Annotated in this window: 23 protein-coding genes and 1 tRNA gene; 10 read left to right on the plus strand and 14 right to left on the minus strand. The window is 70.2% G+C overall.

Features of this window, described 5'->3' with window-relative positions; translation table 11 throughout:
- Positions 1-125 precede the first annotated feature (125 nt).
- A complete protein-coding gene (pknB, locus tag CRP49_RS12945) occupies positions 126-2,117 on the plus strand; it encodes a Stk1 family PASTA domain-containing Ser/Thr kinase (protein WP_097253513.1) in 1,992 nt (663 codons plus the stop codon).
- A gap of 93 nt (positions 2,118-2,210) precedes the next feature.
- Here pknB and CRP49_RS12950 read toward each other — a convergent pair whose 3' ends face one another.
- The 7 genes from CRP49_RS12950 to CRP49_RS12980 all read right to left on the minus strand — a co-directional run bounded on the left by CRP49_RS12950 (position 2,211) and on the right by CRP49_RS12980 (position 7,075).
- Positions 2,211-2,651, minus strand: coding sequence for a hypothetical protein (locus CRP49_RS12950; protein ID WP_097253514.1), 441 nt, complete (start codon positions 2,649-2,651; stop codon positions 2,211-2,213).
- Between the two features lie 173 nt (positions 2,652-2,824).
- Positions 2,825-3,580: a class E sortase gene (locus CRP49_RS12955; protein WP_097253515.1), complete on the minus strand. Its 756-nt coding sequence runs from the start codon at positions 3,578-3,580 to the stop codon at positions 2,825-2,827.
- Positions 3,581-3,594: 14 nt separating this feature from the next.
- Positions 3,595-4,728: a class E sortase gene (locus CRP49_RS12960; RefSeq protein WP_097253516.1), complete on the minus strand. Its 1,134-nt coding sequence runs from the start codon at positions 4,726-4,728 to the stop codon at positions 3,595-3,597.
- Entirely contained in the window at positions 4,725-5,363 is a 639-nt protein-coding gene (locus CRP49_RS12965; RefSeq protein ID WP_097253517.1) for an aminodeoxychorismate/anthranilate synthase component II, read from the minus strand. Before CRP49_RS12965 ends, CRP49_RS12960 begins: the two co-directional genes overlap by 4 nt.
- Entirely contained in the window at positions 5,360-5,521 is a 162-nt protein-coding gene (locus CRP49_RS12970) for a hypothetical protein (protein WP_097253518.1), read from the minus strand. The genes CRP49_RS12965 and CRP49_RS12970 overlap by 4 nt, the downstream gene beginning before the upstream one ends.
- 53 nt (positions 5,522-5,574) lie before the next feature.
- Positions 5,575-6,264, minus strand: coding sequence for a class E sortase (locus CRP49_RS12975; protein WP_097253519.1), 690 nt, complete (start codon positions 6,262-6,264; stop codon positions 5,575-5,577).
- A gap of 22 nt (positions 6,265-6,286) precedes the next feature.
- Positions 6,287-7,075 carry a DUF881 domain-containing protein gene (locus CRP49_RS12980; protein ID WP_097253520.1) on the minus strand — a complete coding sequence of 263 codons (789 nt, stop codon included), beginning with the start codon at positions 7,073-7,075 and terminating at the stop codon, positions 6,287-6,289.
- A gap of 140 nt (positions 7,076-7,215) precedes the next feature.
- On the opposite strand from CRP49_RS12980, the gene crgA reads away from it, so the two are divergent.
- Complete coding sequence (crgA, locus tag CRP49_RS12985; RefSeq protein WP_094218627.1) at positions 7,216-7,470, plus strand: cell division protein CrgA; 255 nt, start codon at positions 7,216-7,218, stop codon at positions 7,468-7,470.
- Between the two features lie 250 nt (positions 7,471-7,720).
- Here the strand turns inward: crgA and CRP49_RS12990 are convergent, their stop codons facing one another.
- Positions 7,721-8,611 (minus strand): rhomboid family intramembrane serine protease, encoded by an 891-nt coding sequence (locus tag CRP49_RS12990; RefSeq protein WP_097253521.1) that lies wholly within the window; start codon positions 8,609-8,611, stop codon positions 7,721-7,723.
- 120 nt (positions 8,612-8,731) lie between these two features.
- Positions 8,732-9,265 (minus strand): peptidylprolyl isomerase, encoded by a 534-nt coding sequence (locus tag CRP49_RS12995; protein WP_097253522.1) that lies wholly within the window; start codon positions 9,263-9,265, stop codon positions 8,732-8,734.
- A 244-nt stretch (positions 9,266-9,509) separates the two neighbouring features.
- Here CRP49_RS12995 and CRP49_RS13000 point away from each other — a divergent pair, with 244 nt between their 5' ends.
- Both CRP49_RS13000 and CRP49_RS13005 read left to right on the plus strand, forming a co-directional pair.
- Entirely contained in the window at positions 9,510-10,211 is a 702-nt protein-coding gene (locus CRP49_RS13000) for a DUF5324 family protein (protein WP_097253523.1), read from the plus strand.
- Positions 10,212-10,470: 259 nt separating this feature from the next.
- Positions 10,471-11,295, plus strand: a complete 825-nt coding sequence (locus CRP49_RS13005) for an SDR family oxidoreductase (RefSeq protein WP_097253524.1) — start codon at positions 10,471-10,473, stop codon at positions 11,293-11,295.
- 105 nt (positions 11,296-11,400) lie between these two features.
- On the opposite strand, the gene CRP49_RS13010 is transcribed toward CRP49_RS13005, so the two are convergent.
- Positions 11,401-11,473 (minus strand) — tRNA-Ala (locus CRP49_RS13010).
- A 184-nt stretch (positions 11,474-11,657) separates the two neighbouring features.
- On the opposite strand from CRP49_RS13010, the gene CRP49_RS13015 reads away from it, so the two are divergent.
- A complete protein-coding gene (locus CRP49_RS13015; RefSeq protein ID WP_094218632.1) occupies positions 11,658-12,206 on the plus strand; it encodes a DNA-binding protein in 549 nt (182 codons plus the stop codon).
- Positions 12,207-12,344: 138 nt separating this feature from the next.
- Complete coding sequence (locus CRP49_RS13020; protein ID WP_097253525.1) at positions 12,345-13,907, plus strand: serine/threonine-protein kinase; 1,563 nt, start codon at positions 12,345-12,347, stop codon at positions 13,905-13,907.
- On the opposite strand, the gene CRP49_RS46815 is transcribed toward CRP49_RS13020, so the two are convergent.
- Positions 13,871-15,226: a hypothetical protein gene (locus CRP49_RS46815; RefSeq protein ID WP_257033385.1), complete on the minus strand. Its 1,356-nt coding sequence runs from the start codon at positions 15,224-15,226 to the stop codon at positions 13,871-13,873. The two genes, CRP49_RS13020 and CRP49_RS46815, sit on opposite strands and share 37 nt — an antisense overlap.
- 200 nt (positions 15,227-15,426) lie before the next feature.
- The gene (locus CRP49_RS47470) at positions 15,427-15,555 is read right to left on the minus strand and encodes a DLW-39 family protein (protein WP_003999697.1); all 129 of its coding nucleotides are present in this window, start codon (positions 15,553-15,555) and stop codon (positions 15,427-15,429) included.
- Between the two features lie 348 nt (positions 15,556-15,903).
- On the opposite strand from CRP49_RS47470, the gene CRP49_RS13035 reads away from it, so the two are divergent.
- The 3 genes from CRP49_RS13035 to CRP49_RS13045 all read left to right on the plus strand — a co-directional run bounded on the left by CRP49_RS13035 (position 15,904) and on the right by CRP49_RS13045 (position 17,820).
- On the plus strand, positions 15,904-16,236 hold the full coding sequence (locus CRP49_RS13035) for a DUF6344 domain-containing protein (protein ID WP_097253527.1): 333 nt from the start codon (positions 15,904-15,906) through the stop codon (positions 16,234-16,236).
- 169 nt (positions 16,237-16,405) lie between these two features.
- Positions 16,406-17,053, plus strand: a complete 648-nt coding sequence (locus CRP49_RS13040) for a GntR family transcriptional regulator (RefSeq protein WP_097253528.1) — start codon at positions 16,406-16,408, stop codon at positions 17,051-17,053.
- Between the two features lie 8 nt (positions 17,054-17,061).
- Positions 17,062-17,820 (plus strand): glycosyltransferase family 2 protein, encoded by a 759-nt coding sequence (locus tag CRP49_RS13045; RefSeq protein ID WP_097257330.1) that lies wholly within the window; start codon positions 17,062-17,064, stop codon positions 17,818-17,820.
- A gap of 17 nt (positions 17,821-17,837) precedes the next feature.
- On the opposite strand, the gene CRP49_RS13050 is transcribed toward CRP49_RS13045, so the two are convergent.
- A complete protein-coding gene (locus CRP49_RS13050) occupies positions 17,838-18,026 on the minus strand; it encodes a ferredoxin (protein ID WP_097253529.1) in 189 nt (62 codons plus the stop codon).
- Positions 18,027-18,094: 68 nt separating this feature from the next.
- On the minus strand, positions 18,095-18,511 hold the full coding sequence (locus CRP49_RS13055; protein ID WP_097253530.1) for a hypothetical protein: 417 nt from the start codon (positions 18,509-18,511) through the stop codon (positions 18,095-18,097).
- 253 nt (positions 18,512-18,764) lie between these two features.
- Between CRP49_RS13055 and CRP49_RS13060 the strand changes: the two genes are divergently transcribed.
- Complete coding sequence (locus CRP49_RS13060; protein ID WP_097253531.1) at positions 18,765-19,250, plus strand: hypothetical protein; 486 nt, start codon at positions 18,765-18,767, stop codon at positions 19,248-19,250.
- Positions 19,251-19,365 lie beyond the last annotated feature (115 nt).

Below are 19,365 nucleotides of genomic sequence, written 5' to 3' on the forward strand. Positions count from 1 at the left end.
CGGTATCAGGTTTCGGTGCCGTGCCAAGCACAAGCGTGCCGCCCGGTAGCGTATGCCCCGGACAGCACACCGCCGGACCACACACCGGTGTGGTCGGGACCGACGGAGAGGGCTGGTAGGTAGCTATGGAAGAGCCGCGTCGCCTCGGCGGCCGGTACGAGCTGGGCCAGGTGCTCGGTCGTGGTGGCATGGCGGAGGTCTACCTCGCGCATGACACCCGGCTCGGCCGCACCGTGGCGGTGAAGACGCTGCGCGCGGACCTCGCGCGCGACCCTTCCTTCCAGGCCCGGTTCCGCCGGGAGGCCCAGTCGGCCGCCTCGCTCAACCATCCCGCGATCGTCGCGGTCTACGACACGGGCGAGGACTACATCGACGGGGTCTCGATCCCGTACATCGTGATGGAGTACGTCGACGGCTCCACGCTCCGTGAGCTTCTTCACTCCGGCCGCAAGCTCCTGCCCGAGCGCGCGATGGAGATGACCATCGGCATCCTCCAGGGCCTGGAGTACGCCCACCGCAACGGCATCGTCCACCGCGACATCAAGCCGGCGAACGTCATGCTGACGCGCAACGGCCAGGTCAAGGTGATGGACTTCGGCATCGCCCGGGCCATGGGCGACTCCGGCATGACCATGACGCAAACCGCGGCGGTCATCGGCACGGCCCAGTACCTCTCTCCGGAGCAGGCCAAGGGCGAGCAGGTCGACGCCCGGTCGGACCTCTACTCGACCGGCTGCCTCCTCTACGAGCTGCTGACGGTGCGGCCCCCCTTCGTGGGCGACTCCCCGGTGGCCGTGGCCTACCAGCACGTCCGCGAGGAACCGCAGGCGCCGAGCGTCTTCGACCCCGAGATCACCCCCGAAATGGACGCCATCGTCCTGAAGGCGCTGGTCAAGGACCCGAACTACCGCTACCAGTCGGCCGACGAGATGCGCGCCGACATCGAGGCCTGCCTCGATGGCCAGCCGGTCGCGGCGACCGCCTCGATGGGCGCGGTCGGCTACGGCGGCTACCCCGACGACCAGCCGACGACGGCACTGCGTCCGGGCGCCGACGCGGGAGCGACGTCCATGCTCCCGCCGATGAACCCGGACGACGGCGGCTACGGCTACGACGACCGCCCCGACCGGCGCCGTCAGCAGAAGAAGAACAACACCTCCACGATCCTCCTCGTGGTCGCGGCCGTCCTGGTCCTGATCGGCGCGATCCTGATCGGGAAGTGGGCGTTCGACGGAAAGAAGGCCGACGAGACCTTCCCGGCCCCGAACTTCGTCGGCAACAGCTACACCACCGCCCAGCAGATGGCCAAGAACTCGGACCTGAAACTGGCGGAGCCCACCCGCAAGCCCTGCGCGAACCAGCCGAAGGGCAACGTCTGCTCCCAGGACCCCACGCAGGGCACGGACGTAAAGAAGGGCGACACGATCACGCTGGTCGTGTCGACGGGCGCGCCGAAGGTCGCGGTACCGAGCGTCCTGGGCAAGAGCTTCGACGACGCCGAGGCGCTGCTGGAGAGCGACAAGTACCAGTTCAACGTCAAGAAGAAGGAAGAGGTCTCCGCCGAGCAGGCGAACACCGTCCTGAAGCAGGACCCTGATCTGGGCACGGAGGTCCAGAAGGGCTCCACGATCACCCTCACGGTCGCCAAGGCCGAGGAGAAGATCACCATCCCCAGCGACGTCATCGGCAAGTCCTGCGACGACGCGAAGGCCGAACTGCAGAACCTGGGCCTGGTGCCCACCTGCAACGACACCGCGACCAACAACCCCGACGACGACGGCAAGGTCCTGTCGACCAGTCCGCAGGCGGGCGGCCAGGTGGCCAAGAACACGCCCATCGTGATCAACGTCGGCAAGGTGCAGGGCCAGCAGCAGACCACGGTCCCGCCGGTCCAGAACCGCACGCTCAAGGACGCCCGCAAGCTGCTCGAGCAGGCGGGTCTCCAGGTCAACGTCCAGGGCTCCCAGGACGACAACGCCATCGTCGTCACCTCCAACCCGGCCCAGGGCAGCACCGTCAACCAGGGCGACACGGTCACCCTGTTCACGGTGGACCAGGGCGGAAACGGCAACGGCAACAACGGCGGGACGAACATCTTCGGCGGCACCACCGGCTAAAGCCCCGCGCCCGGTGAGGTGAGGGTCGCGAAAACGCGAGCGGTGCGGTCAGGCAACGGAGATTGCCCGACCGCACCGCCCTTTTTTTAGCGCTTAGCAGTGCTCCGCGAGGTTCGCGTTACCGCCCCAGTACGAGGCGATCCAACCGTTGGTCGGGTGCCAGATGTTGGCGTAGAGCCGAATGCAGCGGTTCGGCGCGTACACCTTCACCGGGCCGGCGTAGGAGCTGTAGTTGCCGCTGTCGTCGTCGCTGGCGTCCGTCGTACACGCGTCACCCGTCGAGGCGCCGGCCGTGCAACGGAAGATCGAGACGGTGGTCTTGCTCGCGGTGCCGGCGCCACCGGCGCTGTTCTTGACCGCGACGGCGCAGTTGTACCCGGTCGAGGAGTCGTAGTACAGGTACAGGTTTCCGTACGTCACGTTCTCCGTCGTTCTGATCGGGTGGTTGTCGACCAGAGAACCGCTGCACCCGTACCCCGCCGCACTCGCGGAAGGCGCGGTGATCAGCGCGAATCCGAAGAGGGAGAACAGCACGGAAAGAACGGAGATTATGCGCTTATTACGCACCATCGAATCCTTTTCTGTTACGAATAGCCCATTCGTGTCCAAATGAGCCGCCGCAAGGCTATCACCAAGATCATGTACAGAACAGAATTCGACAGAGGCGCTGTCTGGAACAAGTCAGCCGTGACCTCACAGAACCCGCGTCAGCCGCGCAGTTCCTTCGGCGGAGTCCGTTTGCTGTCCACCTTCTGCACGCGGACCAACTCGCCCCACACCACGTACCGGTACTCGGACGTGTAGACCGGCGTGCACGTCGTCAACGTGATGTAGTGGCCCGGCTTCTTCTTGCCGGACTCCTTCGGGACCTGGGAGATGACCTTGACGTTGTACTTCGAGGTCTCGGGGAGGATCGAGTAGACCTTGTAGACGTACCAGTCGTCCTTCGTCTCGAAGACGATCGGGTCGCCGTTCTGCAGCTTGTCGATGTTGTGGAACTTCGCGCCGTGGCCGTCGCGGTGGGCGGCGAGGGTGAAGTTGCCCTTCTTGCCGGTCATGGGGAGCGTGGCCTTGTCCGGGTCCGTGTAGTAGCCGGCCACGCCGTCGTTGAGGACGTCCGTGCCCGTGCCCTTCTCGACCAGGACCTCGCCGTTGCGCATCGCCGGTACGTGCAGGAAGCCGATGCCGTCCTTGGTGTCCAGCGCGCCGGGGCCCGAGTCGGTGGCCTGGGCCCAGTGTTCGCGGACCTTGTCGGCCTGCTTGTCGGCCTTGCGGTCCGCTATCACGTTCGTCCACCAGAGGGAGTAGACGACGAAGAGACCCAGCAACACCCCTGCGGTGATCAGGAGTTCACCGAAGACGCTGACCGCCATCGCGATCCGGCCGGGGCGCCGGCGGCGCGGGGCGGACTCCGCGTCGGACGCGTCCGTGTGCTCTTCGGTCTCGTCGGCGGTCGCTGCCACGTGTTCCCTCTGCCTTACTCGATGAGCGCGTCCGGCTTGCCCTTGCTGCGCGGGCGTTCCTCGACCATCTTGCCCCAGACGATCAACCGGTACTTGCTGGTGAACTCCGGCGTACAGGTGGTGAGGGTGATGTACCGGCCCGGCTTGGTGAATCCGGAGCCCCGCGGGATCGGGTTCAGCACGCTGGTGTTGGACGGCGGGGTGACCGGCAGCATCGAGGTCACCTTGTACACGAAGTACGTGTCCTGCGTCTCGACCACGACCGCGTCGCCGGACCTGAGCTTGTTGATGTACCGGAACGGTTCACCATGGGTGTTGCGGTGCGCGGCCAGCCCGAAGTTGCCGGTCTTCGCGTCCGGCATCGCCGTCTTCAGCGCGCCCTCGCCGTAGTGCCCGACCATGCCCTTGTCGAGCACCCTCTTGTTGCTGACGCCCTCCGCGATCGGCGCCACCACATCCAGTTCGGGAATGTGCAGGATCGCGAAGCCCTGCCCCGGCTCGAACACCCCGGGGCTGCGCTTGCCGCTGGCCCAGTCGTCCTGCAGCTGGTGTGTCTCGCTGCCCGCCTGCGCATGCGCCCGGACGTTGGTCCACCACAGCTGGTAGGTGACGAACAGCAGCATCAGCACGCCGGTGGTGATGAACACCTCGCCGATCGCCCGGCTCGCGACGACGGCCGGACTCGGCTTGCGCAGCCGCGCCTGCCGCCGGGCCTCGACACGGGAGAGCGGCCGCTGCGGCCCGGACTCCGCGGAGGTGTCCGGGCCGGACGCCACACCCCGCGACCCGCCATGGCGGCCACCACGCCGCTTGGCGGCCTTTCTGCGGGCCGCACGGCCGCCCGGTGGGGTTCCAGTGGCGGACGAGGCGGATGGGGCCGCAGAGGCGCGCAGGGGCCCGCTCTCCGGGCCGGGCAGCGGATCGGGGATCCGCAGCGCCACCGTCTCCTCGTCGATCGGCGGCAGCAGCGTGGTCGCCTGCTCGTCCACCGAAGTCACAGAGGCTGCAGAAGCCGCAGAGGCCGTCTCAGGCACCTGGGGCATCGGCGCCGTAGGAGGATCGCCCGCGGCCGCGTACGGCACGGAGCCGTAGGACTCGTACGGTGTCTCGCCGTACAAGTCCTCGCGCTCCGGGCGCAGCGCGGTCACGCCGTGGCCCTGCCCACCACCGGGGCGAGCCCCGCAGACCTCGCCACGGCACCCTGGTCGCCGCACTCCACCAGCCAGTTGGCCAGCATCCGGTGCCCGTGCTCGGTCAGCACCGACTCGGGGTGGAACTGCACGCCCTCGACCGGGAGTTCACGGTGGCGCAGCCCCATGATGATCCCGTCGTGGGTGCGGGCGGTCACCTCCAGCTCGGCCGGGACCGTCGCCGGCTCGGCGGCGAGCGAGTGGTAGCGGGTCGCGGTGAAGGGCGTGGGCAGCCCCGCGAAGACTCCCTTGCCCTCGTGCTCGACCAGCGAGGTCTTGCCGTGCAGCAGCTCGGGCGCCCGGTCCACCACACCGCCGTACGCCACCTGCATCGACTGCATACCGAGGCAGACGCCGAAGACCGGCACCCCGGTGGCCGCGCAGTGCCGGACCATGTCCACGCACACGCCCGCCTCCTCCGGCGTTCCCGGGCCGGGCGAGAGCAGCACGCCGTCGAAGCCGTCCTGAGCGTGTGCCGTCGACACCTCGTCGTTGCGCAGCACCTCGCACTCGGCACCCAGCTGGTACAGGTACTGGACGAGGTTGAAGACGAAGCTGTCGTAGTTGTCGACGACGAGAATCCGCGCACTCACTGGTTGTCCACCGTCACATCGTTGAAGGGCAGCAGCGGTTCGGCCCAGGGGAAGACGTACTGGAAGAGGACGTAGATCACCAGCAGGACCAGCGCGAGTGAGATCAGCGCCTTCACCCACACGTTTCCTGGCAGCTGCCGCCAGATCCAGCCGTACATGCCGTCCCTTCCGTTCCGCCACGGCACCAGACTCACGCCGTACCCGCACCAGACTAACGGCGCAGCGCCCTCGGTTCGCCTGACTCCACAGGCTGTGTGGAGTCCAGGTGCGCCCAGACGATCAGCCGGTGGCTGTGCCCCCACTCCGGATCGCACGTGGTCAGCGTCAGATACCGGCCCGCACGGGTGTACCCCGACTTACGTGGCACAGGGTCGATCACCTCAACGTCCGTCGGCACGGTTTTGTAGGGCCCTTTGTCGATCCGATACGTGAACCAGGTCGATCCGTCCGTGAGCACCACCGCGTCACCCGACCGCAGCCGCGGGAAGTCCTTGAAGGGGTCGCCGTAGGTGCGCCGGTGCCCGGCGACCGCGAAGTTGCCCTGCTCGCCGAGCCGGGCGGTCCCGGCGTAGTGGGCGAGCCCCTTCTTCAGCACGTCGGTGCCCGTGCCCTCCAGCACCGGCTTGTTCCACGTGGAACCGAGCCGCGGGATGTACATGATCGCGAAGGGCCTGCCGTAGTGGTACGACACCGGTTTCGCCGCGCTCGCCGCGGCCCCGGTGCTCCCCGCGGCGGGCTGGACGCTCCCCTTCGACCACTGCTGGTGCAGCTGGTCGATCTGGTCGCTCATGACGCCGTCGGCCTGCACGCCGGTCCAGAACAGCACATAGACGACGAAGAGCACGATCAGGGTGCCGACGGTGATGCACAGTTCGCTGACGGTCCTGACGATCACGCGCACCGGCGGCTCCTGACAGGGGGACCTACTCCACTGGCTTCGCGTAGTGCAGATCCACTGTGCCCGAGTAGCCCGGCAGAGTCACCGTCCCGTCCTCGGTGACTTTCCAGCCGAGGCCGTAGACGTTCACGTACACCATGTAGGTCTGGATCGCCTTGCTCGCGGCGAGCGCCTGCTGCAGCTTGCCGGGGTCCCCGATCGCGGTGATCTTGTACGGCGGCGAGTAGACCCGGCCCTGGAGGATCAGGGTGTTGCCGACGCAGCGCACCGCGCTGGTGGAGATCAGCCGCTGGTCCATGACCTTGATGCCCTCGGCTCCGCCCTGCCACAGGGCGTTGACCACGGCCTGCAGGTCCTGCTGGTGGATGACCAGGTAGTCGGGCTGCGGCTCGGGGTAGCCGGGGAGCTTGGCGGTCGCGTTCGGCGGGGCGTCGTTCAGGGTGACGGTGATCGCCTTGCCGGTGAGCTTCTGGGTGCCGGCGCTGTTCTCCAGCCCCCTGAGCTTCTCGTCCTGGGCCTTGCTGCTCCCGTCGTCGCTCTCGGCGAGCGCGTCCACGTTGTCACGCAGCGTCGCGTTGGACTCGTCCAGCCCCTTGTTCTTGTGGCTGCGTTCCTGGATCAGGTCGGAGAGCTTCAGCAGGGAGCCGTCCTGGCGGATGTCGGTGCCCTTGGCCGTGTTGAAGCTGGTGAAGAAGATGAGCCCGGCCAGCGCGAACACGGCGACCGTGAGAATCCGCGCCGGACGGAAGCGAAGTCCACGCGCCGGGCCGGAACCCGTTGATCCCGTCCCGGGGGAGTCGGCAGAATTGCTCAACGTACCCTTATCTCCTTCGGCGCCGCGGAAGCACTACGCTAACGGACGCCCGGGGGAGAGCTAAGTGTCCCCTTGTACGCTGCCCCGGACCGACCCAGTTACCTGCGCGGCCACGCAGCGCATCGACAGGAGAGACCCTCGTGCCGAAGTCACGTATCCGCAAGAAGGCCGACTACTCGCCGCCGCCCGTGAAGCAGGGGCAGGCCATCAAGCTGACCAACCGCGCGTGGGTCGCGCCGGTCATGCTGGCCATGTTCCTCATCGGTCTGGCCTGGATCGTCGTCTTCTACGTGACGGACGGCTCGCTGCCGATCGACAGCCTGGACAACTGGAACATCGTGGTCGGCTTCGGCTTCATCGCCGCCGGGTTCGGCGTCTCCACGCAGTGGAAGTAGCGGGTCCGTGCTAGCTCTGCCCAGGGCTGTTCACTGAGTTATCCACAGCAGTTGTCCACAGTGGGGAAAAAGAAAGACGATCTGTGGATAACCCATCGGACGTTGACGCCGGTGTGACTGCCCTACCGGCCCCCGTACATCCGTTCGCCCCCTGTCCGACCTGCGGAAACACATCCGAGCGACAGGGGGCACAGCTGTTCCCGCACCGTGTGCACAAGATCCGGCACACGCTGTGGACAACGGTTCGGTATCAGGTGAGCTGAGCGGTCCTGACCAGCGCCATGACCACGACCACGGCCAGGACGAGCGCGCAGGTGCCGTACTGGACGAGCGCCCGCTTCTCCCTCGGGGCGTGGACCATGGCGTAGCCGGTGATGACGCCGGCCACGAGGCCGCCGATGTGGGCTTGCCAGGCGATGTTCATCCCCGGGCTGAAGGTGATGATCAGGTTGATCACCAGCAGGGCGATGAGCGGCCGCATGTCGTAGTTGAGCCGGCGCATGAGGACCGCGGTCGCGCCGAAGAGGCCGAAGATCGCTCCGGAGGCGCCGAGCGAGGGCTGGTTGGGCGCGGCGATCAGGTAGGTGAGCGCGCTGCCGGCCAGGCCCGAGACGAAGTACAGGGCGAGGTAGCGGGCACGGCCCAGGGCGGCTTCCAGGGGGCCGCCGATCCACCACAGGCTGAGCATGTTGAACGCGATGTGGGCGTAGCCGCCGTGCAGGAACATCGCGGTCAGCAGGCGGTAGTACTGGCCCTCGGCGATGCCCTGTACTCCGGGGAGGTAGTACGTGTAGGCGTGGCCGATCAGCTCGAAGCGGTTGGTGAAGCGGTCGCCCACGGACAGCTGCACCAGGAACACCGCGATGTTGATCCCGATGAGGATCTTGGTGAACAGCCGAGGGTCGGCCGTGACCGTCCCGCCCGCCACCGTGCGCGGCCGGGACGCGGCCGGGGCGTGCCCCGTGCCGGAGCCTTCGCGGACGCATTCGGGGCACTGGAAGCCGACCGAGGCGCTGACCATGCACTCGGGGCAGATGGGGCGGTCGCAGCGGGTGCAGCGCACGCCGGTCTCGCGGTCCGGGTGCCGGTAGCACCCGGGCAGGCTGCGGGCGTCCTGCGTGCTGCCTTCGGCCTGTTCCATGAGATCCCCTTGCTGGTCGTGGCTCGTCCCCCGGCCCATACCCCGTCCCGCTCTTCCCTACGGATGAGCGGGGCGTTTGGTTCCCTGGAGCGGAGTCCGGGGTCCGGGGCGTACCCGGGTTCAGCTCTCGCGCGTCTCCACGACGACCGTGTCGATGACGACGTCGTCGACCGGCCGGTTGTTCGGGCGGGTGGTCTCCACGCGGGCGATGGCGTCCACGACCTTCTGGCCGGCCGCGTCGGCGACCTCGCCGAAGATGGTGTGCTTGCGGTTCAGGTGCGGGGTGGGGCTGACCGTGATGAAGAACTGGGAGCCGTTGGTGCCCGGGCCCGCGTTGGCCATGGCGAGCAGGTAGGGCCGGTCGAAGCGCAGGTCCGGGTGGAACTCGTCGGCGAACTCGTAGCCGGGGCCGCCGATGCCGTTGCCCAGCGGGTCGCCGCCCTGGATCATGAAGCCGCCGATCACCCGGTGGAAGACCGTGCCGTCGTAGAGCTTGTCGTGGCTCACCGCGCCGGTGCCCGGGTGGGTCCACTCACGCTCGCCCTGAGCGAGTTCGACGAAGTTTCTGACCGTCTTGGGCGCGTGGTTCGGGAACAGCCGCACCACGATGTCGCCGTGGTTGGTCTTCAGGGTGGCGTAGAGCTGCTCGGCCACGATGTGCCTTCCGTCGTCCTCGTGTGACTCCCCGATCCTCGCACGGTGCGGGGCCGGCGACGCCCGGCCGCCGGTGAGTTCCGCCGGGAAGGGAGCGCCCGGCGGCGATTCGTGGCAGGGTCGACAGGGAGCCCTTGTTGCACCCATATGCCCGACCTCGCGCGCCGCGCGGGCTGTTGACGGGCATGATCCGTAAAAGTGTGGAAAGGCGAATTACCGTACGCCACCGAGGAGGAGGAAACCCGTGACCCGCATCGACAGCGTGCGCGCCGCGACCGGCTCGGCGAAGGACAGCGTGCTGCACGCCGCGGAAGTGGTGGCGCCCTACGCCGACACGGCCAAGGAGCGTGCCGCGTACTACGCGCAGGAGGCACGCGTACGGCTGGCACCGGTGGTGTCGCAGGCCGCCGAACAGGCCCGTGTGCAGTACGACGCCCGGCTCGCCCCGCGGCTGGAGCAGGCCCTCGCGCATGTGCCGCCGAAGGTGGACCTGGCCGCTCAGGAGGCCGCCGACCTGACCCGGAGGGCCGCCCGGCAGGCGGCCGAGTACTCGCGTCCGAGGATCGAGCACGCGATGGCCGCGGCCGCTCCGGTGGCGGACGAGGCCGCCGCGCGGGGGGCCGCCGCGCTGGTCGCGTTGCGCGGTCAGGTCTCGGCGCAGGAGATCCAGAAGCTGGCCCGCAGGAACGAGCGGCGTTCCCGCAGGGGCCGTGCCGTGAAGGTGCTGGCGCTGGTCGGCCTGGTGGCGGGCGCTGCGTTCTGTGCCTGGAAGTGGTGGGACAAGCAGGCCAACCCCGACTGGCTGGTGGAGCCGCCCGCCGCGACGGAGGTCCCGGAGTCCGGCCGGCTGAGTTCGGTGGACGGCACCGGCAAATCGGTGCTGGACCCGGAGGTCCAGGCGAAGCAGGCCGAGGAGGACGTCGCCGACCGCGACGACACGGACTGAGACGGCCGGCACCGGCCTGGTGCCGACACGGGCCGTGGGGCGGACGACGTGCGGTCGCCCGCCCCACGGCCCGTCACGGGCCCTGCAAGGGGCGATCACGCACGTCGGCTCGCACCACACGTCAGACGTGTCCAAAACGGATATCAGGTTCCGCATGAGACATAGTTGCCCATAAGGCGGTCAAGCCCCTGAGAGGTGGCGTCGGCCCGACCCCGGACCGCCCCACCACACTCCTCGCAAGGACCGCAAGGACCGCCCCTTGAAGACCGTCGTCGTCACCGGAGCCACCAGCGGCATCGGCAAGGCCACCGCGCTCGACCTGGCCGCCCGCCGCTTCCATGTCATCGGCACCGCCCGCACCCCCGACAAGGCCGAGAAGCTCACGGCCGCCGCGGCCGAACTCGGCCTCACCGTGCACACCGTCCTCCTCGACGTGACGGACCCGCGCTCCTGCCAGGACGCCGTCGTGGAGATCGACGAGCTGACGGACGGGGGCCCCTGGGCCCTGGTCAACAACGCCGGAATCGCACCGGTCGGCGCCTTCGAGGACGTGGCCGAGGCGGACGCCCGGGCCGCCCTGGAGGTCAACCTGCTGGGCGTGGCCCGGATGACCGGTCTGGTGCTGCCGGGCATGCGGCGCCGGCGCGAGGGACGGATCGTCCAGATGAGTTCGCTCGGGGGTCTGGTCTCCGTCCCGTTCAACGGCTGGTTCTGCGCGAGCAAGCACGCGCTGGAGGCCCTGACCGACAGCCTGCGCATGGAGATCGCCGGCAGCGGGGTCCACGCCTGCCTGATCGAGCCCGGCTTCATCGACACTCCCATGCTCTCCAAGGGCCTGGCGGACTTCCCGGCCGACTCGCGGTACGCGCACGGCTACATGGCCGCCCGCCGGCTCATCGCCTCGTGGTCACCGCCGGGGCCGGAGACCGTCGCCCGCACCGTGCGCCGCGCCCTCCTCGCACCGAAGCCGCGCCGCCGCTACCGCTGCGGTCCCGGGGCGGTGCCGGCCCCCTTGCTGCGCCTCGCGCCCGCCGCCGTCGCCGACCTGATCTCCCGTACCGCCCTGCGCCTGAACAAGCGGTGACCTGGCGCTCCAGGACGCCCTGCCCGTTCACGGCCCACACCGGAAGCTGACGCACAAAAGCCCCTCCGACCTGCGTTTGTACAGGTGGGAGGGGCTTTTTCGGTGTGGAGCCTAGGGGAGTCGAACCCCTGACATCCGCCATGCAAAGACGGCGCTCTACCAACTGAGCTAAGGCCCCGGAAAGGGTGACGTCGGCCGGAGATCTCGCGTTCCGGCGGGCGCCGCAGACCAGAGTACCGGGTCACCCCCCGTATCCCGCAAAAAGATTGGGGGTCCCCGCGGATGACCACTCTCCGTAAGATGCTCGACGTGGTTCGCTACAGCGAACCGCGGATTTTTTGGGGAAGCGATGGGGAGACGCAATGGACGCCGCACAGCAGGAAGCGACCGCGAGAGCGCGGGAGCTGCAGCGGAACTGGTACGGGGAGCCGTTGGGGGCGCTCTTCCGTAAGCTCATCGACGATCTCGGGCTCAACCAGGCCCGTCTCGCGGCGGTGCTGGGCCTGTCGGCTCCGATGCTGTCGCAGCTGATGAGCGGCCAGCGCGCCAAGATCGGCAATCCCGCCGTGGTCCAGCGGGTGCAGCTGCTGCAGGAGCTGGCGGCCCAGGTCGCGGACGGCAGCGTCAGCGCGGCCGAGGCGACCGACCGTATGGACGAGATCAAGAAGTCCCAGGGGGGATCCGTGCTCAGCAACACCACGCACACCACGAGCAGTTCGGGGGCGCCGACGGTCAAGCGCGTGGTGCGCGAGATCCAGTCCCTGCTCCGCTCGGTGGCGGCCGCCGGCGACATCATCGACGCTGCCGACACCCTCGCCCCGAGCCACCCCGAACTGGCAGAGTTCCTCCGGGTCTACGGTGCCGGCCGCACCTCCGACGCGGTCGCGCACTACCAGTCCCACCAGAACTGACCCCAGGGCCCGGTTCCTCGGAGGGGGTCCGGGGCCGGGCCAAGGGGCGTAAGAGGGGGGATGCAGGGGGCACGGGGGTAGAGGGGGAACAAGGTGACAGGGGGAATGCCGGGCTAGGGGGAGGAGCGGCGGACGGTCATGGGTGAGGTCTTCGCCGGCCGGTACGAGCTGGCCGACCCGATCGGGCGTGGCGGCGCGGGTGCCGTATGGCGTGCCTGGGACCACCGGCGCCGGCGCTATGTGGCCGCCAAGGTGCTCCAGCAGCGCGACGCCCACTCACTGCTGCGCTTCGTACGGGAACAGGCCCTGCGCATCGACCATCCCCATGTCCTCGCCCCGGCCAGCTGGGCCGCCGACGACGACAAGGTCCTGTTCACCATGGACCTGGTCGGGGGCGGCTCGCTGGTCCACCTCGTCGGCGACTACGGACCACTGCCGCCGGCGTACGTGTGCATCCTGCTCGACCAGCTCCTGTCGGGGCTCGCCGCGGTGCACGCGGAAGGGGTCGTCCACCGGGACATCAAGCCCGCCAACCTGCTGCTCGAAGCCACCGGCACCGGCCGGCCGCGGCTGAGGCTGTCCGACTTCGGCATCGCCATGCGGTTCGGTGAGCCCCGGCTGACGGAGACCAACCTCGTGGTGGGCACGCCCGGTTACCTGGCGCCCGAGCAGATGCTGGGCGCCGAACCGGACTTCCCCGCCGACCTGTTCGCCGTGGGCCTGGTCGCCCTGTATCTGCTGGAGGGTGCCAAGCCCGACGCCAAGGCGCTCGTGCAGTACTTCGTGGAGCACGGAACGCCCGGCCCGCCCAAGGGAGTTCCGGAGCCGCTCTGGCAGGTCGTCGCCACCCTGCTCCAGCCCGATCCGGCGGCCCGTTTCCGCACCGCCACGGGAGCGCGCAAGGCGCTCGCCTCGGCCGCCGAACTCCTGCCGGAGCCCGGCATCGACGACGAGTTGATCGAGATCTTCGACCAACTCGGGCCGCTGCCACCCGGGTTCGGCCCCGACGGACCGCTCAGGCGCGCGTCCGGGATACGAGTACGGGAAGCACGGCAGACGACGGACACCGCCGATTCCGGGTCCGACACCGGCTCCGACACCAGTTCCGACACCGGCTTCACCGCCGACGGCACGGGCAGCACAGGGGGAACAGGGAGCACAGAGGGGCCGGCCGCGGCCGACACCCCGCTCGATCCCCGCCGCGGCGACACCGGGACGCCGCCGCACCCCGGGCCCGCCTCGATGTCGGACACCGGGAGCTTCCACCTCCCGCCCCCACAGCCGACCCCGAGCCCCCAGCCGTACGCCCGAGCCGAGCAGGCACGACACGGCGCCCTGCCCAGCCCGCACCCGGCCGAGCAACCGCCCACCCCCGCCACCGGGCCCACCGCTCCCCCGGCCTTCGCCCCGCACACGCCCACGCCTCCGCAGCCCTCCCCCCAGCCGTACGCGTCCTGGCACCCCGTCCCGGAAGCGCGGCCACGCATCGATACCTCCACCGCCGCGTACACCGCTCAGGACCCGCAGGTTCCACCTCTCGCACAGCCGACCGGGCCGACCCGGCCGCCCCGCGCACACGGCCGCCGCCGGGCCCGCCGCGCCGACCGCCGCCCCGGCCCCCCGGCCAAGGCGGCGATCCCGATCCTGCTCCTGGCGCTGGCCTGCTACGCCGTGGGCTTCTGGGCGCTGACCCGGGTCTGAGTCCGCCGGGCCGCCACCGTCCAGACGCCCAGCACCAGCAGCAGCACGGTCCCGGCGCCGATCCCCCCGACGGCGAGCGCCTTCATCGCGGTGTCTCCGCCGCCGGTGCCTCCGGTCGCCGCCGCCTCCCGGTCCTGCTCCGTGAGCGTGAAGACGTCGTCCGGCACGGGCCGCCCGGCGTACTCGGGCCCGCCGTGCGCCTGCCCGTCGAGCCGTACCCGCAGCGTCACCTCGAACGGCCCCTGCCCGAACGTCTCGGCCATCTGCTCGCTGAGGTGCACGACCAGGTAGTAGTCACCGGCGAAGCGCATCGCGCTCTCCCCGCTCAGAACGGCGTACCGGTTGGGGTACTCGACGGGCGGCAGCGGTGCGAGGGCGACGGACTTGCGGGTTCCGGTGTAGCCGAGGGAGGCGTCGTCGACGGATCCGCGGACGGGGTTGTAGAGCGACAGGTTCAGGGCGCCGCCGACATAGCCGTGGCCGCTCGTGGAGCCGTCCAGTTCGGCGACGGCGTGCACCTGGCGGCCCCAGTCGACCGGCACCTTGTAGAAGAGGGTCCGGCCCGGGGTGATACGGGTCCGCCAGACCCCTTCGCCCAGCGGGGCGGCGGTGACGAAGCCGGCGCCGCCGGTCCGGTCGCGGGGGTCGCCGGCGAGGGGTTCGGGGGAGGCGGAGTCCCAGGCCCGGGGCGCGGTGGTGGACCCGGTCTTCGTCAGGCGCGGTTCCGTGACCGGTTTGATCTCCAGGTCCCAGCGCTGCGCCGCGTCCGCCGTACCGGAGTCGACGCGTTCCACGCGCACGTAGTACGTCCCCGCGCCCGGGCACAGCGTCCGGCCGGGCTCGCGCTCGGCCAGGGCCGTGACCGGGCGGGGGCTCAGCGCGGCGCCGAAGCGTGCGGAGGCGTTGGCGCAGGAGCTGCCTGAGGCGTCCTGGACCGAGACACGGATGCCGTCGGTGGCCGTGACGGTGGCGTGGGCGGGGGGTACGGCGGTGACGGGGACGTACGCCGTGGTCGTCGCGGTGGCGAGGTCGAGGCGGTAGTAGAGCCTGCCGTTCCTGGGGAGGGAGCTGCGGTAGGTCCGGCCGGGCGTCAGCCGCGGGGCGTCCGCGGGGCTCGCCGCGCCGGTGACCCGCAGGGCGTCCGGTGCGAAGGCGTACGTCCCCGGCTCGCTGCCCGCCGCGATCCCGCCCGGCAGCGCGGCCACGGCGCACAGAACGGCGGTCACGACAGCTGCCCGGCCGCCCCGCCGCCACCACGTCGTACGGCCTCGCCCCCGCACGTGCCACCCCCTGTCGCTGCGTACCCGACCGTGGCCCATCCTGCCCCGAGCGCCCCTGCGCCATCCGGGGAATCCGTACGGCCGTCCGAAACGCCCGTACCGCCCGTTCCTGTGTCCCGGCGCCGGCTACACCAGCTCTCGAGGACCCGCAATTCGAGTCATGACGACGGACCCGCCCGGACAACACAAAACCCCGACCGCGCGGGCGGCCGGGGTCTGATCAGATTCTGGATCGGTACTCACGAACCCGTGGGCACGGAGTCAGTCGCCTCCGTCCACAGGTCCTGCTCGGCGCGATCCGCCTGGATCTGGCGGTACACGAGGAGCCCGCCGATGGCGGCCAGTGCGACCAGGAGCAGCTTCTTCACCGCGCGACCTCGTCTTTCCTTGACGTAGGGGACCTCTGGCGCCCGACTATACACACCGACCGATATCGATCGGTGACCTGCGTCGGGGCCCAACTCCCGCCTCCGGCAGCCCAATAGGCCAGGTCGGCACCGCTCCGATCGGAGGGTGATCACACCTCCACGGACCGTGACTTTGCTCCCCCTTCGCTCTCCCTGACCTGGTTTTGGCGGTTTTCCGACCCGCTTGCACCCATCCGTGTGGTGTTCATCTGAACATCGACGCGCCACGGGCGTAGGTCCACCACTTCGCGACCCACATACACATCATGAGGAAAGTACGCAAATCGCCCAACCCGAAAGTGAGGGGCCATGACCGGAATCAAGGTCATGAAGCTGTGGACCGCCATCGTCACCGCCTTCCTCGCGCTGTGCACGGCGCTCGGACTCGTCACCGCCACCACCGCGACGGCCGCACCCCGGACCGAGGGCCCGCAGGGCACCACCGCGCAGCGGACGGTCCAGACGATCCCGGCGATGAGCCACTGGACCTGGTCCCATGGCAGGTCACTGCCCCCCACGATGAAGCAGCGGATCCGGGCCGAGGCCCACGGAAAGTCCCCCAGTTGCCGCCACCGGCCGCTGAACCAGACGGAAGCGGAGACGGACGCGGCGCCCTGGTTGACAGCCCCCCTCGACTGCTGAACCACGGCAGCACGCAGGAGCGCAGACGTTTCGACATCACGGCGACTTGCGTACGCATCAGTCGACACGGACAGACCCCCGGCCGGGCTCGGCCGGGGGTCTTGCGCTGCTCAGGGGCACCACGCCCGCCGAGTCGTCAGGTCCTCTTCAGGAGTCGTAGCCTGGACGCGTGTCCAAGGCCTACGAGGAGTTCGCGGACGACAGGCAGCACGGGCGCGACACGTTCGTACGGCGTCCTCGCACCCCCGTGGTGCGCGACAACGGCCGTCACCAGTGGGAGAAGGACCGGGCCCGGCAGCCCTGGATCACCCGGGCCGCGGCCGGCGCCACGGAGCACGACACCGGTCTGGTACCGGCCGACCTCGTCTTCCTCGCGCGGTACCGCACGATCGAGGCACCCGGGCAACTGGCCGAGGCCTTCGGGGTGACGGAGGGTACGGCGCTCCTCGAACGCAGCTACCGCACCCGGTGCGCGGCGGAGACGGCCCCCTTCAGCCTGGTCACCTCCTATCTCCTGCACGCCGTGGCGGCGGCCAACCCCGACCTGCTGGACGCGTCCAAGGAGCCCTGGCCCGGCGGCACCCACCACCAGCTCGCCACCGTGGGCGTCGAGATCGAGCGCGTCGAGGAACGGTTCACCGCGCGTCCGCCGACCCCGGAGGAGACCCGGGAGCTGGAGCTGCCGGCCGGCACGGCGGTGATCCTGGTCCGGAAGACCTCGTACGACACCCGCGGCCGGGTCGTGGACGTCTCCGACGTCGTGCTGCCCGGCGACCGTACGGAACTGTTCTTCACCACGCGTCTGGAAAGGTGGTGAATGCCGCCGTGCCCGGGCGCATCACCGTAGTCACCGCTGTCCACGCCCCGTCCGCCCGCTTCCTGCCGGAGGCCCACAAGTCCCTGTGCGAGCAGTGGCTTCCGGACGGCTGGGAGTGGGACTGGGTGATCCAGGAGGACGGCGCGACGGACGCGGTCCGCCCGTACGTCCCGGGCGACGAGCGGGTGAGCTTCCGCCAGGGCCGGCCGGGCGGGCCCGGCATCGCCCGCACGATCGCGCTGGCGCACGCCGTCGGCGAGTACGTGAAGGTCCTGGACGCCGACGACCAGCTCCCGCCCGGCACCCTCGCCCGCGACCTGGCCGTGCTGGAGGCCGACCGCACGATCGGCTGGACGACCTCCCGGGTCCTGGACCTGCTGCCCGACGGCACCACGGCCGGCTTCCCCGGCGACCCGGACGAGGGCCCGGTCGAGCGCGGGGCGGTCCTGAGCTTCTGGCGGGAGAACGGGTTCCGGGCCCAGGTCCATCCGGCGACCCTCTTCGTCCGCCGGGACCTGCTGACGGCCCTGGGCGGCTGGATGGCCCTGCCCGCCTCCGAGGACACGGGCCTGCTGCTGGCGCTGAACGCGGTCAGCCGCGGCTGGTTCTCCGCCGAGGTGGGGCTGCTGTACCGGAAGTGGGAGGGGCAGGCGACCGGCCAGGCCTCGCATGTCGACCCGGCCGAGCGGCAGGCGCGCATGGCCGTTGCGGAGGCCAGGGCGCGGGCGCTGGCGGACTTCGGGTGGACCTACCCGGCCGGTGGCTGAGCGGGAGCTGCCGTGTCTCATTCGGTGAGCACGATGGCCTGCGAGGGGCACTTCTCGGCCGCCTCGCGCACCTGTGGATCCTCCCCGGCCTCGTCCCTGCCGGGCCGGACGACGCCGTATCCGTCCTCGAACGCGAACACGGACGGAGCCCGGTGCGCGCACTCGGCAGAGCCGTAGCACACGCCGCGGTCGACGGAGACCTTCATACGTCCTCCAGCCTTGAGTGACTTCAGGACGTCACTGCCCTGTGGGCCGTCCGGCGAACCGGTGCTTCCTAGCCGCGCCGCGGCCCGCCCGCGGTGGAGAGCCAGTGGGCGACCCGGCGGACCGTCGGCTCGTCGAGCCGCTCGACCAGCGCCCGCACCGCCTCCGCGTCCTCGGGGGAGAGGTCGTACAGACCCGCCTTGCTCAGACCGGCCATGAGCACCTGGTGGCGCCGGTCCGACATGCGCTCGGCGAGCTTGACCGGTTCCGCGGGGCGTTCCGGGGACGGCTCGGGCGCGGACGGCTTGGCGGCCGGGGTGTCGAACCGGTGCCAGGCGCCGTCCTGCGGGCCCCACAGTGCGACCGTCACCTCGTCTCCGCGCGCGCGGACCGTCTGGGCCATGTCCCCCACGGCGTACAGCACCGGAGTCCGGTCGGGGGACTCCGCGCCGACCCGCCAAGCGGCCCTGGACGGCTGGTAGAACATCGCGACCCAACGCGGGACACCGGGAGGTTGCGGGCAATCAGGGTGATCAAGACGATCAGAACGATCAGGACGGTTCACCATGACACTCACCCCTTCGGGAACGGCAGGCGGGCCGACCTTAGCTGACGGTTCGTCAGGTTTCCAGGGCGATCCGAGGTGCGATCCACGGCGCGATCCGTGGCGCGCTTCTGGTCTCTTCACGGCCGGCATGGCACCCTGCCCGCGCCCCGTCCCCGACAGAGGGAGACCGAAAATGAGCGGACTCGAAGAGGCAGTCACCGGAACCTCGACATCGGCGGCGGCGCTGAGAAGGATCCACGCCGACCGCGCCCAGAGCGCGTACGACCGTGCCGTCGCCACCTGCCGCCACGCGGGCATCACCCAGGAGGCCGCTCAGCTCGTCCCGACGAGTCCCGTCGGCAGGGCCGGGGCCGCGCTGCGGCTGTCGGCCGGATCGCTCGACGCCCTGGCCGCGAGTGCGCCCGATCCCGCGGCGGACGCCCGCTGCGCCCGGAACGCCGCTGCGGCGGCCGCTCTGGCGGCCCAGGTGGCCGCGTCGCACGACACCCCCGGCGCCGCCTCGGCCCTGCGCGCCGCCCTGGCCGCCTCCCAGGCCGCGGCGGCCGCCGCGGGCGGGACCGCCCCGGGCCGGAACGCGGCGCTGAACACCGCGGCCGACGAGGCCGAACGCCGCGCGGTCACCGCCGCCGGCGCGGCGGGGTGGATCGGGATCGCTTAGAGAGAGCTGTTACCCGGCCCGTTCGGCACCGGCCCCTCCCCACGTGGGGGCCGGTGCCGAACGGAGCGGGTGTTCGTCGACCCGTGCCGCGTCGGCGTGTCGGCACGGACCGAAG

Source organism: Streptomyces sp. Ag109_G2-15, assembly GCF_900215565.1.
In the GTDB taxonomy this organism is placed as follows: Bacteria; Actinomycetota; Actinomycetes; order Streptomycetales; family Streptomycetaceae; genus Streptomyces; species Streptomyces diastatochromogenes.

Coding starts and splice junctions, on each gene's coding strand:
- CRP49_RS13055 (WP_097253530.1), bottom strand. CDS start 18,511: ATGTTCTACCAGCCGTCCAGGGCCGCTTGGCGGGTCGGCGCGGAGTCC.
- CRP49_RS13020 (WP_097253525.1), top strand. CDS start 12,345: ATGGGTGAGGTCTTCGCCGGCCGGTACGAGCTGGCCGACCCGATCGGG.
- CRP49_RS13015 (WP_094218632.1), top strand. CDS start 11,658: ATGGACGCCGCACAGCAGGAAGCGACCGCGAGAGCGCGGGAGCTGCAG.
- CRP49_RS13060 (WP_097253531.1), top strand. CDS start 18,765: ATGAGCGGACTCGAAGAGGCAGTCACCGGAACCTCGACATCGGCGGCG.
- pknB (WP_097253513.1), top strand. CDS start 126: ATGGAAGAGCCGCGTCGCCTCGGCGGCCGGTACGAGCTGGGCCAGGTG.
- CRP49_RS13050 (WP_097253529.1), bottom strand. CDS start 18,026: ATGAAGGTCTCCGTCGACCGCGGCGTGTGCTACGGCTCTGCCGAGTGC.
- CRP49_RS12970 (WP_097253518.1), bottom strand. CDS start 5,521: ATGTACGGCTGGATCTGGCGGCAGCTGCCAGGAAACGTGTGGGTGAAG.
- CRP49_RS13035 (WP_097253527.1), top strand. CDS start 15,904: ATGACCGGAATCAAGGTCATGAAGCTGTGGACCGCCATCGTCACCGCC.
- CRP49_RS12990 (WP_097253521.1), bottom strand. CDS start 8,611: ATGGAACAGGCCGAAGGCAGCACGCAGGACGCCCGCAGCCTGCCCGGG.
- CRP49_RS46815 (WP_257033385.1), bottom strand. CDS start 15,226: ATGGGCCACGGTCGGGTACGCAGCGACAGGGGGTGGCACGTGCGGGGG.